The 17,555-nt window shown below is 31.1% G+C and carries 12 protein-coding genes; 9 read left to right on the top strand and 3 right to left on the bottom strand.

Annotated elements, in window-relative coordinates; all coding sequences use genetic code 11:
• Positions 1–25 precede the first annotated feature (25 nt).
• The gene (locus HSX10_RS13875) at positions 26–877 is read left to right on the top strand and encodes a GLPGLI family protein (protein ID WP_173588831.1); all 852 of its coding nucleotides are present in this window, start codon (positions 26–28) and stop codon (positions 875–877) included.
• On the top strand, positions 852–3,539 hold the full coding sequence (locus HSX10_RS13870; RefSeq protein ID WP_173588830.1) for a hypothetical protein: 2,688 nt from the start codon (positions 852–854) through the stop codon (positions 3,537–3,539). The genes HSX10_RS13875 and HSX10_RS13870 overlap by 26 nt, the downstream gene beginning before the upstream one ends.
• 87 nt (positions 3,540–3,626) lie before the next feature.
• Here HSX10_RS13870 and HSX10_RS13865 read toward each other — a convergent pair whose 3' ends face one another.
• From HSX10_RS13865 to HSX10_RS13855, 3 genes are all read right to left on the bottom strand, one after another.
• A complete protein-coding gene (locus HSX10_RS13865) occupies positions 3,627–5,051 on the bottom strand; it encodes an L-serine ammonia-lyase (RefSeq protein ID WP_173588829.1) in 1,425 nt (474 codons plus the stop codon).
• A gap of 120 nt (positions 5,052–5,171) precedes the next feature.
• Positions 5,172–5,690: a hypothetical protein gene (locus HSX10_RS13860; protein WP_173588828.1), complete on the bottom strand. Its 519-nt coding sequence runs from the start codon at positions 5,688–5,690 to the stop codon at positions 5,172–5,174.
• A 159-nt stretch (positions 5,691–5,849) separates the two neighbouring features.
• Positions 5,850–9,419, bottom strand: a complete 3,570-nt coding sequence (locus HSX10_RS13855) for a choice-of-anchor I family protein (protein ID WP_173588827.1) — start codon at positions 9,417–9,419, stop codon at positions 5,850–5,852.
• Between the two features lie 271 nt (positions 9,420–9,690).
• On the opposite strand from HSX10_RS13855, the gene dnaK reads away from it, so the two are divergent.
• The 7 genes from dnaK (at position 9,691) to HSX10_RS13820 (ending at position 17,318) form a co-directional block, all read left to right on the top strand.
• Positions 9,691–11,595: a molecular chaperone DnaK gene (gene dnaK / locus HSX10_RS13850; RefSeq protein WP_173588826.1), complete on the top strand. Its 1,905-nt coding sequence runs from the start codon at positions 9,691–9,693 to the stop codon at positions 11,593–11,595.
• A gap of 182 nt (positions 11,596–11,777) precedes the next feature.
• Positions 11,778–12,326 (top strand): outer membrane beta-barrel protein, encoded by a 549-nt coding sequence (locus tag HSX10_RS13845; RefSeq protein ID WP_173588901.1) that lies wholly within the window; start codon positions 11,778–11,780, stop codon positions 12,324–12,326.
• An 81-nt stretch (positions 12,327–12,407) separates the two neighbouring features.
• The gene (locus HSX10_RS13840) at positions 12,408–12,974 is read left to right on the top strand and encodes an RNA polymerase sigma factor (RefSeq protein WP_173588825.1); all 567 of its coding nucleotides are present in this window, start codon (positions 12,408–12,410) and stop codon (positions 12,972–12,974) included.
• Complete coding sequence (locus tag HSX10_RS13835; protein ID WP_173588824.1) at positions 12,961–13,731, top strand: hypothetical protein; 771 nt, start codon at positions 12,961–12,963, stop codon at positions 13,729–13,731. The genes HSX10_RS13840 and HSX10_RS13835 overlap by 14 nt, the downstream gene beginning before the upstream one ends.
• A 20-nt stretch (positions 13,732–13,751) precedes the next feature.
• The gene (locus HSX10_RS13830; RefSeq protein WP_173588823.1) at positions 13,752–14,813 is read left to right on the top strand and encodes a hypothetical protein; all 1,062 of its coding nucleotides are present in this window, start codon (positions 13,752–13,754) and stop codon (positions 14,811–14,813) included.
• Between the two features lie 143 nt (positions 14,814–14,956).
• Positions 14,957–16,186 carry a class I SAM-dependent rRNA methyltransferase gene (locus HSX10_RS13825; RefSeq protein WP_173588822.1) on the top strand — a complete coding sequence of 410 codons (1,230 nt, stop codon included), beginning with the start codon at positions 14,957–14,959 and terminating at the stop codon, positions 16,184–16,186.
• A gap of 184 nt (positions 16,187–16,370) precedes the next feature.
• Positions 16,371–17,318 (top strand): nitronate monooxygenase, encoded by a 948-nt coding sequence (locus tag HSX10_RS13820; RefSeq protein ID WP_173588821.1) that lies wholly within the window; start codon positions 16,371–16,373, stop codon positions 17,316–17,318.
• Positions 17,319–17,555 lie beyond the last annotated feature (237 nt).

The raw sequence follows: 17,555 nt of genomic DNA, 5'->3' as shown, positions 1-17,555 counted from the left end.
AATACATTAAATAATCGTAACTATAATGAAGGGATTAACATTTTATTTCATTTTATTTTATTCATTTTGCTTCTCTCAAGAAACTATCAATTTAACTGAAGTATCTTATACTTTTGATGTTAATTTATCTAACTATACAGAAGGTATTCCATATAAATCTAGATTATACTATAATGATAGTACAAGCCTATTTATTTATAATAGAATAAATTTTGAAGGAACGGATAAATTTTTTAAAAAAGTAGGAGATAGAAAAGGTAGAGTTAATGGCATACATTTATTAAGAAATTATGATGAAGAAGGTTACAAATTTCATTTAAATTTTAATACTAAAGAGTTAACCTCACGTGAGGTATTAATGGAAAAATATGAAGTAACCGTTAAGGAGAAGAATATTGAATTTAATTGGGTAATTACAGAAGAATCAAAAAAAATAGGAGAATATGTTTGTTACAAGGCAACTACACAAAATTTTAGAGGTCGTAATTATGAAGTTTGGTTTACTTATGATATACCAGTGCCCACGGGTCCATGGAAGTTTCACGGATTACCAGGATTAATTTTAGAAGTACATGATGATAAAAACATAATAAATATTACTTTCAATAACATAAAGCAAAATAATAAAACAAAGGCATATTATGCTATACCAACCTCTAAAGAAGTTTATAATTTAAAGGAATATCTTAAAGAACGTTTTAGATTATACTTAGCTTATGTAAATAATAAAAAAGCGATGACTGCAACTGGGCAAATGAGAAATAGTGATCCTATTGCATATGTAAACATAGAATATAATGAAGAACAGATAAAACTATTAGATAAATACCAACAAATTGAATATCATATTTATGAGGAGTCACTTAAAAAAGATTGATGAGTTTGATATTGCATCTACAAGTCTTAAATTCTTTTTTTTCATAATAATTTCATTCAATATTTCTTATTCCCAAGAGTCAATTAAAATTTTTGGAGTTGTAAAAGATTCTATTTCTGAACCTTTAGATTTAATAACGGTAGTTTTATTAGATGAAAATAATAGGTATATCACTAATTTTAGAACTCAGAATGATGGAAAATATAACTTCGAAATTCCGGCTAAAAAGAATAGATACATTTTAAAATATAAATCCTTAGTTTATAAGGCAGATGATGTCATCGTTAATATTATAAAAGGGTTAAATGAATACCAAATTGATGTTACTATGTATGCTGACATCACAGAGTTAGACGCTGTGGTCGTAAAATCTCAACAGCCTGTAAAAATAGAAAAGGATACTATTACATTTAAAGTTTCTAGCTTTTTAACAAAGCAGAATGAAGTGCTTGAAGATTTACTTAAAAACCTACCTGGTATTGAAGTAGATGCCAATGGAGTTATTAAAGTCAATAACCAAGAGATTTCTAAAGTGTTAATTGGTGGTGATGATGTGTTTGACAAGAATTATAAAATAGGAACAAAAAATATTGATGCTAGTGATATAGAGGAAGTAGAGATTATTTATAATTTTGATGAAAATTCTGTATTGCGGGCATTGACTGATTCTGAGCATATAGCACTTAACATATCAATTAAAAAAGAAAGACAAGGAGCTATTTATGGTAAAACTAATATTGGATATGGTAATGATAAAAATTATCTCGCCGATTTAACACTATTTAATCTAAATAATAATTTAAAAACATTTTTGATTAGCAAAACTAATACTACTGGTAGAAAAGCAATTGAGAATCTTAATGGCTCAATGTTCAATAGGTCTGGTAATAATTATTTTGAAGATTATCGAGATTTTTCTGAGAATGTAATTAATACTGATGTAATAGCCTCTTCTGGTGAGTTAAATGAATCTTATATTAACGATAATACCTCGTATTTTAATTCATTACATCTTCTCACAAAACCAAAAAAAAATATTCATGTTAGAAGTATATTTTATTTTCTAAGTGATAATGTTAAACGACAAAATGCTTTTACTACTTCCTACTCAGCGCCAACAAACTTTATTGTATTACAATCAAAATTTCATAGAGAGAAATCTCGTGAATTCAATGCTGAATTAAATATAAAGAACGCAAACGGAAGTAAATCGTATATAGAATACAATGGCATACTAAACAATTCTAAAAATAGAACAAATATAGATTTAACTATAGATAACAATAGTTATTATGAAAATTTAGATATTGAAGATTACTATTTATCTCAACAGCTCAACACCACTTTTAGAGTTAACGAAAAAAGAGCTTTAAGTTTAAATTTCTTTTATTTACAAAATAAAAACCCACAAAACTACTCTACTAGTAATCCTATTTTTGATGATCAGGGCATTATAAATCAATCTTATGAAAATCCAATTAGACATTATGGTTTTAACTCAAAATTAGTTGGTGAAACAAGTGAATGGAATTTAGGATTTTTAAATAAGGATGAAAAAATAATTAGTAAAACTTTAAATGATGGCTTTGAGTTACAATTTGAGGATTTTACTTTTTCTAATAACTTAACTAATACGAGTAAAGATCTTTTCGTTTATAGGCGGTATTTGTTTTCGTTAGGGAAGAAATATAATTTAGCTATAAATGCAAAAGGAGGTTATAATAGCGTAAAATATAAAAATAATATAGAAGGACTGAGTTTTGCAGAAACAAACAGTCAATTATATGTTGAGCCTGAGTTGAAATTATCTAAAGAAACAAAAAAATATGGGAAGTATAATATTTCTTATAAATTTTCTATAAAACAACCTGAAATAAGCGATATATATAATGGACTTTTATTAACTTCAAATAGAGGATTTACTAAGGGAATAAATAAATTATTTAACCTATATAAACATAGTTCAGGAATATCATACTCAATATCAGATTTCAGGAAAAACATATTTATTAATGCATCATTAAGTTATAATTACAACCAAAATACATTTGGTTATGAATATATAAACACTTCAGATTTTGATGTTTTAATTAAAACTAGAGCAAAAAATAATAACATGACAATTGCATCTTTTAAGGTAAATAGAAATATTAGTTCCATCAGATCAGGTTTTTTTTTAGAGTATGGAGGCCTCTATCGGCGAAGTTATGTAGAGATTACAGGTAATGAAGAAATAGCTTCAAATTATGTAAATAATATAAGTTTAAGATATGGTAGCTATTTCAAAAGTAAAATAAATTTAAAGTCAGGTTTTAAAGCACAGTTTACCAATATAAAGACATCATTTATAAATAATAAAAATATACAATACACTAGTTTCCTTCAATTGTTTTACGAGATTAATGAAAATCTAATATTTTCCTTAGATACAAGGCAAATCTATCCTAGTAAATTTAATGAAATTGATAGGGTTTATAATTTTATTGATTTTGAGTTCAAATATTTAGCGATAAAGAATAAGTTAGATTTTAAACTAAGTGGTAAAAATCTAAGTAATATTGAAAATTTTCAGAATAGTTATACTTCTATAGTTTCTAATACTGTCACTAATATTTTTTTAAATAAATCTTTTGTAATACTTTCAGCGTCTTATCGTTTTTAATAATTAAATATAAATTAAAAAGTATAGCTAAGAATCCTTTCATAAGAGGAAAAGCTTCTTTCCTTAGAGAAGGCTAGGATGGACTTATTAACAATCCGTCAAATGAACTCCAACTGCCAATCCTCCTTCAGAGGTTTCCTTGTATTTAGAACTCATATCCTTAGCTGTTTCCCACATTGTTGCAACTACTTTGTCTAATGGTACTTTTACGTTTTTAGGATCTGTGTCTAATGCTAATTCGGCAGCATTAATTGCTTTTATAGCTCCCATAGAATTTCTTTCGATGCAAGGAATTTGTACCAAACCACCAATAGGATCGCAGGTTAAACCTAAATGATGCTCCATAGCAATTTCAGCAGCTATTAAAACTTGTTCTGGTGTTCCTCCAAGTAATTCACATAAAGCACCTGCAGCCATAGCTGAAGAGACTCCGATTTCTGCCTGACAGCCTCCCATTGCTGCAGATATGGTAGCTCCTTTTTTAAAGATACTTCCAATTTCGCCTGCCACTAAAAGGAATTTTTTAATATCTTCAAAATCGGCATCATGGTTTTCAATGACTAAATAATACATAAGTACAGCAGGAACCACACCTGCGCTTCCATTGGTAGGTGCTGTAACAACACGACCAAGTGCAGCATTTACCTCATTGACTGATAACGCAAAACAACTTACCCACTTTAAAATCTGACGGAATTTAACTTCTGTTTTTCGGATCGTTTCTAACCATTCTTGTGGATTATTATAAGTATCCTCTCCAATTAATTTCTTATGCATATCAAAAGCACGACGTCTTACATTTAATCCGCCTGGTAAATTACCTTCGGTATGACAGCCTGTGTACATACATTCTAACATGGTATCCCAAATGCGTTTTAATTCAAAATCGATAGAACTTTCATCTCTAATGGATTTTTCATTTTCAAACACAACACCAGAAATTGGTAATTGTAATTGTTCGCAATATTTTAAAAGTTCATTTCCTGTTGAAGTAGGATAGGGAAACGTACAATAGAAAATTATTTTATTAGCTTTAGATAGTTTTCGTTCTTCTTGTACAACAAATCCACCACCGATAGAGTAATAGGTAGATTTGTAATTACGGCCATTGATTCGCGCTGTAAATACCATGCCGTTAGAATGAAAGGGTAGAAATTTTCTGTTAAAGACAATATTGGTTTTAAAATCGAATGGAATGGCTTTTTCATTATTAAACATTAAAACATTGGTTGTTTTAACATCATTAATAATAGTATCAATATTTTCAATCGGCATACGTTCTGGATCCGCACCTGTTAAGCCTAAAATAACAGCGAAATCTGTAGCGTGTCCTTTTCCTGTTAAGGATAGAGAACCATAGAGGTCAATGGTAATGTTTTCAACTTTTTCAAAACGTTTTTTATCTTTTAATTCTTGAATCCAACGTTCGGCAGCTCGCCAAGGTCCTAAGGTGTGAGAACTTGATGGCCCTACACCAATTTTAAGCATGTCGAAAATTGAAATACACTCCATGAATAGAAACGGTTTTTATTTAACGCAAATATACATTTTGTTTAAATGAAGGACATAAAAAAACAGCTTTGGTTTTAACTCCGAAACTGTTTCTTGATTAGGTTTGTTTTATTAAGAAATTTATCGCTTTTGAAATTCCGTAATATTATAATGTGATATTACGGCATCTAAGTCGCTATAATCAACAGTACTGCTATTAGTTCCTCTACCAACATTGTCTGCAGGTACCACAACCACTCTAAAAATTTGATTTTGGGTCCAAACATCGTCTAACAGGCTTAGATTAGAACCTTCAATGAAAAAATCAACGTAAGTTTGTGTAAACTCGTAATTGTAGACTAAATCGTTTCCATCATCAAAAATTACAGTTTGTGGTACTAAACGCCAAATATTTTCGCCATTTTCTGTTAGCCATAAAACGTAAACTAATGTAACATCCGTAGGCCAAACATCAAAACCGTAATACTCTCTAACTCGATAGTTATTTTCAAAATCAACACTAGGGTTAAAGTCAATATTTTCAATTTCAAAGGCAGAAGAAGCAATAATTGCTCCATCTAATCCATCTCTTCCGTCTTCTCCGCTGCAGGAGGTTAAAATAAAAGTAAGAATAAGTAATGAGGAGGTTATTTTTTTCATGATGTAGTATTTTTTTAGAAAAGTACTAAAATATAATTATTCTATATCAAAAGGTATCGTTTTTAACTAAAATAGGAATTTATAATAGAAGTAATTATACCAAAAAAAACACCTTCATTTTGAAGGTGTTTAATTCTAAATACTATGTTTTTGAAATTCTTACTTGATTAAAAGCTTAATGCTCTCACCAGAATTTGTTTTCAAAATATAAGTTCCAGCATTTAAGCTAGGTAATTGTAAACTTATAGTACCTTCTTTAGACGTTATTTCACGACCTTGAATATCAAATAAAGCTACAGAAACAGTTTGGTTAAAATGAACCGTTTGGTTAGATTTAGTTGGGTTAGGATACATTTTAAAAGCATTAGATGCTAAAGTAAATTCATCCGTGTTTAAAGTGTCGTTATTAAGTGCATAGAAACTTAAGGTAGAACTTACTTCATTAGCCATAATAACTAAACCAGTGCCATTAGGACTGTTTTCTGCTGAGACATAGATAATACCTTCAGGACCTAAATCTCCACCTTCGTCATCTCCTAAGTCTCTGTTGTTAATGTATTTTTCAAAAACAGCATTGTTAGGATCTGTAATGTTGTATGCCATAAGACCACCAACACGTTCTAAAGTTATAAAAGCGTAAAACTCACCATTAATTTCTGCTACAGTTACACCTTCTGGCTCAGGACCTTTATTGTCACTTCTGTTTTTAAAGTTGTTATTACTGTTACTAGCGTTAAATAATTCGCCATAAATAGGATCGTTTGCAGTGATACGTTCAAAATCATCAGCGCTATCAAAAACTAAAGCACCAGTTACTGTATTCCAAATACTGAAAGAACGAGAACCAAATACGTGAATTTCGTCAATATCACCATCATTATCTAAATCACCAGTAGCTGTTGTAGCCGTTAATCGACCTAAGTTGCTATCTAATTGTAAAAATTCAGCATTAGGAAAAATAGTAGAGTCTAAGTTTAAATCACTAACACGCTCTTCTTCTGCATAAGTGTCATATTCTCTGGCATCACCTTCGTTGGCAGTTACTAAATAAGTAACACCATTAACTTCATAAGAAGCCATTGCATCTGGCATATACATTCCTTTTATTGGCCAATTTGCTAAGAAAATGAAACCGGTATCATCTGAAGCATCTAAAGTATTTCCTGCTAAAGCATGATCTTTTAAACCTAAAGGTAAAATATCAGTAATCGTATTTGTTGTTAAATCAATAACACCAACAGCATTGTTTTCTTGAAGCGTTACATAAGCGGTTTGAGAATCGTTAGAAAACGTAATGTATTCTGGTTCCATATCTTGAGAAACCGTAGCATTAGGTCCAAATACTCTAATACCTTCTGCTTGAAATGATGCTAATTGACTATCAAAACTATTAAAGTTGATGTTTAAAACATTGGTTTGAGAAATATTTCCTAATCCTCCAGTAACATCAATAACGGAAATACTTCCTTCAGGATCTACAGAGTAATCATCATTAGGTTGTCCTTCATTTGCTACTAAAAGTTTTGTACCATCCGGTGTAAAACCTACCATATCTGGAAGATTTCCAGCAGTAATCGTAGAAGAGATTACACCATCAATATCAGAAAATACTACAACACCATCTTCTAAAGGTCCTTTAGAAATACCAAGAGCTACTATATTATTCCTATAAGCAACACTTGTTGGGTCACCGTAAGTAGATAAATCAATAGAGCTGATTGTAGTAATGTTAGTGATGTTAGAGAAATCTAAAATCTCTAATTTTTGAGCTACTGAATTTAAAACGAATAAACGTTGAGAAACAGGATCGTGTGCTACAATTTCAGCAGAACCAGCATCATCTACTAAATAGCTAGTTACATATTCCATACCTAAAACATCTGTAGGAACAGGAACTATATTGTCTTCATCTAAAATATAAACTCCTGCAGTTTCATGAACACCAAGTGTTGCGTTAGTTGGATTAGAAAGTTCTAAGATAAAAAGCTCATCCATTTCAGCTAAAGCGTCATTTACAACAGGAATAGTAATTATAATTGCTTCTGTTGTGTTTGCTGGGAAAGTTAAAGTTTGGTTAGCAAAAGTGAAATCATCACCTTCAGTTGCTGTTAATAATTCAGTAACTAAACTAACATCTATAGAAACTGCATCATTAGGTGTTGCAGATAATTCTACAGTAATATCTATAGACGTACCGTCTTCACTAATTACATACGTATTTTCTGTAAAGCTCACTTGAGGCGTAACGTTGGTTACTGGTGTGTAACTTCCAGGTGAAGCAAAAACATCTTCACCTAAAGATTGACCTACTAAGTTTGTTGCAGGTGTCCAGTTGGTACCTTCATTAAAATTAGTATTAGGATTTAATAATTCTAAAGAAGGACCATCACCATCTGCCGTAGTTGGCCAAGGAGCATCATCACTATATTCAACTTGAGAAATTATAGTACCATCAGAATTTTTAATCTCTAATAATTCACCACCATTACCCATAGCGTTAGAAATTGCTTGTGGCATATCTAAAAAAGAAACACCATAAAAAGCATCTGCTGAAGCTTTGTCTGTTGCTAATAATACAATCTCACCAGCAGCAAGCGTCATTTCAGGGAAAGTAAAGTTGAAATTACCTTCGTCGTTTACTGTAATTCCACCTAAAGCGATAGAAGACGTTCCGTTATTATAAATTTCTAAAAATTCAAGCGCATCAGAATCATCAGAAGGTGCATTGTACATAATCTCCGTGATGATTAATCCAGACGTTAATCCATTGTAAAATAAATCGTCACTTTCGTAAGCGGTTGTCTGCATGTTAGATGATAAATCCTCTAAATTATTAACAGTTACTTTGTAAGCTATACCTTCAGTAAAACCTGAATGTGTAATAGTTGCTTTTAAAGAGCTATTATCATAAACAATAGTATTTATGGTTAACGCAGGATTAAAAACATAATTATTTAGCATTTCAGCAGAAGCAGTTGTTACGGCTTCTGTGAATGTAATTTCAACGGTGTTTTGATCTGTTGCTTCAACATTAGCAACATTAGGTGCATTGGTGTCAGAAGTAGAAATAACAAAAGCAGTAGTATTAAAAGGAATATCTGGTGCAATACCATCAATTCCCTGATCACCACTGCCATCTTGTAAGTCATAATTAGTCATGTCATTTAAAGCCACCAAATATCCGTTAGCTGTAAAACCAGTTCTTGGTCCATTATATTGAGCAATATCAGTTCCGTTAGTATAAGTGATAGCCGTTGTTCCTTCAGTTAATCCAGTTCCTATTAAACCTGTTCCGGCGCCATCATCATAAGCAGAAGAGGAATTAGAAGCAGCAGCAATAAAGGTTGTTGGTGTATCTACATCTGTACCTAGGTAAACAAAGATAGCTTCAGCGGAAGCTGACATTCCACCTGGAGAACCAATAATAGTTCCGTGAGATACATTTGGAGTTGAACTAATGGTATAAAATGTAATTATAGTTCCTGCAGTAATTACGTCAGTACCAGTTTGCCATTCGTAATTAGCTTCGCCAGAATTAAATTCAGTTTCTTCCCATTCTTTATCAGAAAAATAAATTGTTGTGTTTGCAGCAATATCAACAAAAGTGACCATTGAAAAATCATCATCACCATCGGCATTAAAAGCTGTAAAGGCCATATTTCCAGTCTCTAACTGTGCACTTATGGCACATGTAAAAAAAATAAAGAATAATTGTAAAATGTGTTTCATGTTTTGATTGTTTTAATTTTGCGTGAAATTATTAATCAAAAGTTTCGTGAGTATTCACAGTATGTTATAAAAGGATGAAGAAATTTTCAATAATGTTAAGTGAAGGTATAGTTAACGTTAGTAAATGAGATTATTACATAACAATTTATTAAAGTGACATCATGTCATATTTTTTGTCATGGCATAATCATTGACTAATACTAACCGAGCATAAAAAATTAATAACATTATAATTTTCGTGAGAGCGGAAAACTATTAACAAATAAATATTATGAGTAAGATTATTGGAATTGATTTAGGTACAACCAACTCTTGTGTTTCTGTAATGGAAGGTAATGAGCCAGTTGTAATCCCAAACGCTGAAGGTAAAAGAACAACACCTTCAGTTATCGCTTTCGTTGAAGGTGGTGAAATTAAAGTTGGAGATCCAGCAAAAAGACAAGCAGTTACTAACCCAACAAAAACAGTTTATTCTATTAAACGTTTTATGGGTAACAAGTATTCTGAGTCTACAAAAGAAGCAGAACGTGTACCATATAAAGTGGTAAAAGGTGATAATGATACACCACGTGTAGATATTGATGGTCGTTTATATACACCTCAAGAATTATCTGCTATGATTCTTCAAAAAATGAAGAAAACTGCTGAAGATTATTTAGGACAGTCTGTGTCTGAAGCTGTAATTACAGTTCCTGCATATTTTAACGATGCACAACGTCAGGCAACTAAAGAAGCTGGTGAGATTGCAGGTTTAAAAGTTCGTAGAATTATTAACGAACCTACAGCTGCAGCTTTAGCTTACGGAATGGACAAAAAAGGTACTGACCAAAAAATCGTAGTATTTGATTTTGGTGGTGGAACACATGATGTTTCTATCTTAGAATTAGGTGACGGTGTATTTGAAGTATTATCTACAGATGGTGATACACACTTAGGTGGTGATGATGTTGATCAACGTATTATCGATTGGTTAGCTGAAGAATTTATCGCTGACGAAAACATGGACTTACGTAAAGACCCAATGGCTTTACAACGTTTAAAAGAAGCTGCTGAAAAAGCGAAGATTGAATTATCTTCTTCTGCACAAACAGAAATTAACTTACCATACGTTACAGCTACAGCTAGTGGACCAAAACACTTAGTGCGTTCATTAACACGTTCTAAATTTGAGCAGTTAATTGACGATTTAATCAAACGTACTATTGATCCTTGTGCTTCTGCATTAAAAGCAGCAGGTTTATCTAAGTCTGATATTGACGAAGTTATTTTAGTAGGTGGTTCTACACGTATTCCTGCAGTTGTATCAGCAGTAGAGAAATTCTTCGGAAAAACACCAAGTAAAGGTGTAAACCCTGATGAAGTTGTTTCTTTAGGAGCAGGTATCCAAGGTGGTGTATTAACAGGTGATGTAAAAGACGTTCTTTTATTAGACGTAACACCATTATCTCTTGGTATTGAAACTATGGGTAACGTTAAAACAAACTTAATTGAGGCTAACACAACGATTCCTACTAAGAAATCGCAAGTATTCTCAACAGCTGCAGATAATCAGCCATCAGTAGAAATTCACGTTTTACAAGGTGAGCGTCCAATGGCAGCAGATAACAAAACAATTGGTCGTTTCCATTTAGATGGTCTTCCACCAGCAAGAAGAGGAACACCTCAAATTGAAGTAACGTTTGATATTGATGCCAATGGTATCATTAAAGTATCTGCTACAGATAAAGCAACAAACAAAACGCAAGATATCCGTATTGAAGCATCTTCAGGATTAACAGAAGAGGAAATTCAAAAGATGAAAGCTGAAGCTGAAGCAAATGCTGAATCAGATGCTAAAGCAGCAGATAACGCTAAGAAATTAAACGAAGCGGATTCTATGATTTTCCAAACCGAAAGTCAATTGACAGAATTTGGTGATAAATTATCTGATGATAAAAAAGCACCAATAGAAGCAGCACTTGAAGAATTGAAAGCAGCATACGAATCAAAAGATATCGCAGTTATTGAACCAGCTTTAGAGAAAATCAACGAAGCATGGAAAGTAGCAAGTGAAGAAATGTACAAAGCGCAAGCTGAAGGACAAGGAGCACCAGCAGGTGGACCAGAAGCAGGTGCAGAGCAACCAGCTGATGATTCTAGCGATGTTGAAGATGTAGATTTCGAAGAAGTGAAATAAGCATTAAGCTTAAAGTTGGAAACTTTAAAAAGTTAAAGACTAAATAATAAATAAAAAACGCAATCATTAATTTGATTGCGTTTTTTTTTACATTTATTTTAACTTTTTTTTAATTCTCATCCAACCATTGTTTATTTAAAAGCGTTTTTATTAATAGAAGGCCAACTTGAAAGTGTACTTCAATAAAAATTAATAACAAATTTAAAATACTTATTATAAGAAAAGTAAACTACATTTTAATTTTAGTCCTAACATTTAGTATCAATTTAGCTGCAGCTCAAGATAAAGATTCAGATACATCAAAATTTTCAATGGGTTTTGCATTAAATGAACAATTCGTAGGTAAAGATATTGGAGAAAATATTGAAGGATTTTTAGGTTACTCTATTAATTCTAATATGAGTATTTATTTGTCAGCTGCAAATGCAACGATGAGAAGTAAAGCTTTAGATACAAACTATGAATTAGATAAATATGCAATTCAAGTAACTTATGATTTTTTAAAATCTGAAAACACTAAACTTGAATCCTTATTTGGATTTTCATACGTTAATTTTGATGAAAAAATTCTTGAAGATGATAATAATGGACTTGGCATAGATTTAGGAATTCAAACAGTTTTTAATTTAAACAATAGACTTAACTATGGCTTAAGAGTCGTTTCAACTTATAGTAATTTTTCACCAGGTGGTATATTAAATGCAGGAATAATATTTAGATACAACATTTAAAATCAATAAAGATTATTGATATGCACACTAATTTTTAAAATTAAAAATTAAAGAAAATATATAAAAGACTAGCATATAAAAATGTCAAAATTAAGAACTATAAACCAAAGTGTCGATTTGCTTGTTGAACTCGCTAAGGCGTTCAATCAAAAAGCACAGTTGGCACTATATGATAAGTATTCAGAAAAGATGCTTGGGGTTTGTAGGCAATACATTAGGGATTTACAGTATGCAGAAGATGTTATGATTACAGCATTTCATAAAGCATTTCAAAATATAGAAAAATATGAACCCTATGGAAGTTTTGAAGGTTGGTTAAGGCGGATTATGGTTCGTGAATGTATTTCATATTTACGAATTCATAAAAATAAATTCAACGTTGTAGAAATAGGAGATTACCATTTTATACAGCCAGCTTCAAAAACTGAAGATTCAACTTCAGATGTTATTCAGAAAGCTGTAGACCAACTTCCTATAGGTTGTAAAACCATATTTAACCTTTATGTCATTGAAGGCTATAAACATCGAGAAATTGCAGTACTACTAAAAATTAGTATAGGAACTTCAAAATCGCAATTAGCACACGCTAAAAAGCTTTTAAAAAATAGTCTTATACAGTTAAATTTGAAAGAGAATGGAACTAAATAATATAGAAAACTTAATTAAAGAGAATTTTAAGGATCGAAGTATTGAACCGTCTTCTGAGGCTAGAAATCGTTTAATTGTAGCATTAAATACAAAACCTAAAAAGAAGAAAAGACTATGGTTAAACTATGCTGTAGCGGCATCCTTTATAATAGGATTGTTTTTAGGTGGTAGTCAATTCTTTTTGAAAAATCAAGATATAGAACAGCCAGTAAAAATAGGTTTCGAAAAAAACAAACCACAACTTAAACAAAACGATGCGCTAGATTTAAAGGATCAAAATAACGCTATTGTGTTAGAAGAGCAACAAGAATTGAAGTCCATAAAAACAAGAATTGAAAAAGAGAAATTAATTTCTAATTCAAAAGTTAAAACCTTAAAACAAGAGCTTGTTCAAGAAGAGTTTCCCTTTCAAAAAAAACAAGATTTTCTTGTTGAAAATAGAGTGAAACTATTTAAAGAAAAAGATTCAATAAAAGAGGAAGGGGTTGAGAGATTAGCAAACGATAGTAAAATAAAACCGTTTCAATATATTACGGCTGAAAAACTTTTGCAAGTTACAATGGCAGATAGTAGTTTAGAATTGCATAAAAATCACAATAAGCAAATAAAGACTTACCTAGAATCTGAAGAACTATTGGTTAAGATGGAAACAGAGTTATTTGATGAAAAAAATAAAAGTATTTTTAAAAAAGCAGGTAAGCAGCTTAAAGAACTAAAAGAAGCAGTTGCAAATAGAAATTACGAACACAACCATTAATCAATTAAAACTATTTTATTATGAAGCAGACAATTTTATGTATTGCCGTGTTATGTTGTACCTCATATTTAATGGCACAAACCAATACTTTTGAAGCGAAAGCAGCAATTATAGCCTCTAGAATTGATTCTATTACAAGTTCTGAAAAGCGTACTTTAAAAAAGGAAATCAAGAAGCTTGATAAAAAAGTAGAAAATAAAGAGATAACTTTAGAAAGTGCTGTGTTAGAAAAAAAGAAACTAGCAGCATATCATGCAGACCGAATTAATAGTGGTGTTTTTAGTCAGGAACAAAAATTACAAGCTTTAATTCAAGATAAAGTTGGTGGTAAACTAGAATTGAATGAGGATGATAATCAATGGGATACACCACTAATATCTGTTTTTGAAGAAGAAAACTTTTATAAGGATTCTATTAGTGGTTTAAAAGTAGAAAAACGCCTTACAACGCAATTTGTTTTAGCTTTTGGGATTAATAAAATATTAAACGATAATAGTGGTTATTACGGTAATGGATTCAAGTCAAATCTATTAGGAAATAGTGAGTTAGGTTTTACGTTTAAATATAGACTTAAGGAAGAAACAAACTTTTGGAACTTAAAATTTGGATTATCTATGATGGTTGATGATATAAGGCCAAAAAATGATAATGATATATTGGTAACCAATGGAGATGAAACAACGTATCAAGATATTGGCTATGACCTAAAAAGATCTAGATTAGATAACCTATCTATAGGTCTACCAGTACATTTAGAAATAGATTTCTCTAAGCCACAATATCATAAAAAAACAGGAAAAACTTATTTGCGTTCTCAACGTGGTTTTAGAGCAGGATTAGGTGGGTATTTCTCTGTAAGGTTACATACTTCACAATTTATTAGATATAAACAAGATGGAAGTAATTTTAGGTTAACCGAAACGGATGACTTTAATATGTATACCTTTAATTTTGGACCAAGTATTTATATGGGATATCGAGATGTAAGCCTTTATGTTAAATATAATGTGAACCCAATCTTTAAAAATAACCCTGAAGATATTAATATGCTTTCTATAGGTCTACGATTCGATATCAATTAAAAGGTTTTTATTAATGCAGTCTAGCTCTTGGTTTTTCTCTTTCCTTTGAATTCAAGAATTTACACGTAAAATGATAATATTCCTACCAACATAAGAATGCCAATATATTTAAGTTTCGTACTTTCGAAGCCTAAAATATAAGCATGTCTTTTTCAGATCATATTCACTCTAATTACACACCAAAACGACTAGCCGTAAAGCTTAATGCAAAAGGCGAACAATTCGTTGTTAAAGGACATCCATGGGTGTTTTCTAATAGTATTACTAAAATAAATGATGATGCCGCAACAGGTGATTTGGCTATTATCTTTAGTAAGAATAAAAACAAGGTGGTTGGTTTAGGATTTTACGATGCAGAATCACCAATCCGAATTAAAATGATTCATAATGCGGAAACAAAAGTTGAGATTAATGCTGATTTTTTTCAACATAAAATTGAATTAGCTTTTGAGAAACGTTCAGATTTACTTAAAACGAATACCAATAGTTACCGACTTTTATTTGGTGAGAATGATGGTTTTCCGGGCTTAATAGCAGATGTTTATGATTCTGTATTGGTTGTAAAAGTATATTCAGAAATATGGTTGCCGTATTTAAAACCCATTTTAGAAAGTTTACAACAAATATCTTCAGCCAAAACAGTTGTAATGCGTTTGAGTAGAGGTCTTCAAAATAGTGATAAACACAATTTAAAAGATGGAGAAGTTATATATGGTGTGTTAGAAAATGAAGTTGTGGAGTTTGTTGAGCATGATGTAAAATTTAGTGCAAACGTTATTAAAGGTCATAAAACAGGTTATTTCTTAGATCATAGAGCCAATAGAAAACGTGTTGGAGAAATGAGTAAAGGAAAAACAGTTTTAGATGTGTTTTCTTATGCAGGTGGATTTTCTGTACATGCTTTAGCAAATGGAGCAACGGAAGTAACAAGCTTAGATATTAGTAAGCAAGCCTTAGATATGGCACGCGAAAATGGAAAATTAAATACTTATTCTGGCAAGCATAAAACCATTTCTGGTGATGCCTTTGAAGAAATGAAGGCTTTAATCGCAAAAGGAAAAACTTTTGATGTAGTTGTTATTGATCCGCCAAGTTTTGCCAAACAACAATCTGAAATTGATTTAGCGAAGAAGAAATATGGGCAATTAGCAGAGTTAGGGGAGAAGCTTACCTCTAAAAATGGCCTTTTAGTTTTAGCATCTTGTTCTTCTCGAGTATTGGCACAAGCATTTTTCGATTTAAACGCTCAAGTTTTAAATTCTAAACACAGGCTTTTTGAGGTAGAACTTAAAACAAAACACGATAGTGATCACCCAATAGCATTTACAGAAGGCGCTTATTTAAAATGTGGTTATTATCGATTTTTAGAATAATACAGGCTCTTAGGTCTTATTCGTGTTAAATTTTAAATCATATCATTTTATGTGTATTTATTATTTATAAGGTGTAATATTGGTGTTATCTTATTTTTTTATGCGCTTAAGTTCTTAATTCGTAATATGATATTATGCGCGCATAATAAAATACAGTATATTTGTGACTATAAGCGATCTTAATATGCAAACTAAACTCACCCAGATTCTCAACTTAAAATTTCCAATTATACAAGCACCAATGTTTTTGGTGTCTAACGTAGCTATGGTTTCAGAAGCTATGAAATCTGGTATTGCAGGTTGTATTCCTGCATTAAATTACAGGACGTTAGACCAATTAAGGTCTGCTATTAAAGCGTTAAAAGCATCTAAAGTTGAAGGTGGTGCTTTTGGATTTAATTTAATTGTGAATAAATCTAATGTGAAGTATAAAGGACAATTAGAAGTGCTCTGTGAAGAAGGTTGTGATTTTATTATTACCTCATTAGGAAGTCCTGAAGCAACAATTAAACAAGCACATGCAGCAGGTATTAAAGTGTTTTGTGATGTTACCGATTTAAAATTTGCTAAAAAAGTAGAACAATTGGGTGCAGATGCAGCTATTGCTGTAAATAATGAAGCTGGTGGACACCGAGGAAACTTATCACCACAAGAATTAACCAATTTATTAAGTAAAGAATTAAGTATCCCTGTGATTTCTGCGGGAGGTGTTGGTTGCAAAGCTGATATAGATAGAATGTTGAGTTATGGTGCAGAAGGTGTTTCTGTTGGTAGTCCTTTTATAGCATCGGTTGAAGCAGGTGTTACAGACGATTATAAGAAAGCTTGCGTAGCATACGGAGCTAAAGATATTATAATGACTGAACGTATTTCTGGTACGCCTTGTACCGTTATTAATACGCCTTATGTTCAGAAAATTGGTACTAAAACCACTTGGATAGAAAGTTTATTAAACAAAAATAAAAGTTTAAAAAAATGGGTTAAAATGATTCGTTTTTCAATTGGTATGAAAGCTACAGAAAATGCGGCTAAAAAAGCAACCTACAAAACGGTTTGGGTAGCGGGACCAAGTATAGAACACACTACAGAAATTCTTCCTGTTAAAATGATTGTTTCAAAATTAACGACTTAAAATAATTATCATTTTTTAATATATAAAAAGTATCTCATTGATATTCAATGAAACGTATATTCATCTATCATTACACTATTAATTACAGTTTATTCTTCAAATTATATAGGTCTTTTTTATTTATTTAGAATTGGTCTTTATATAAATTAAGTACTTTTATTTTAATAAGGTATTGATGGATAAAATATTTTATTTGTCGTTCTTAATCTATTTGTAATAAATACTTTATAACTAATT

Origin of the sequence: Winogradskyella undariae (assembly GCF_013285155.1) — a bacterium.
Classification (GTDB): Bacteria; Bacteroidota; Bacteroidia; order Flavobacteriales; family Flavobacteriaceae; genus Winogradskyella; species Winogradskyella undariae.
Note: the sequence above shows the minus strand (reverse complement) of the source record. Positions and strands in the feature narration are given on the sequence as shown.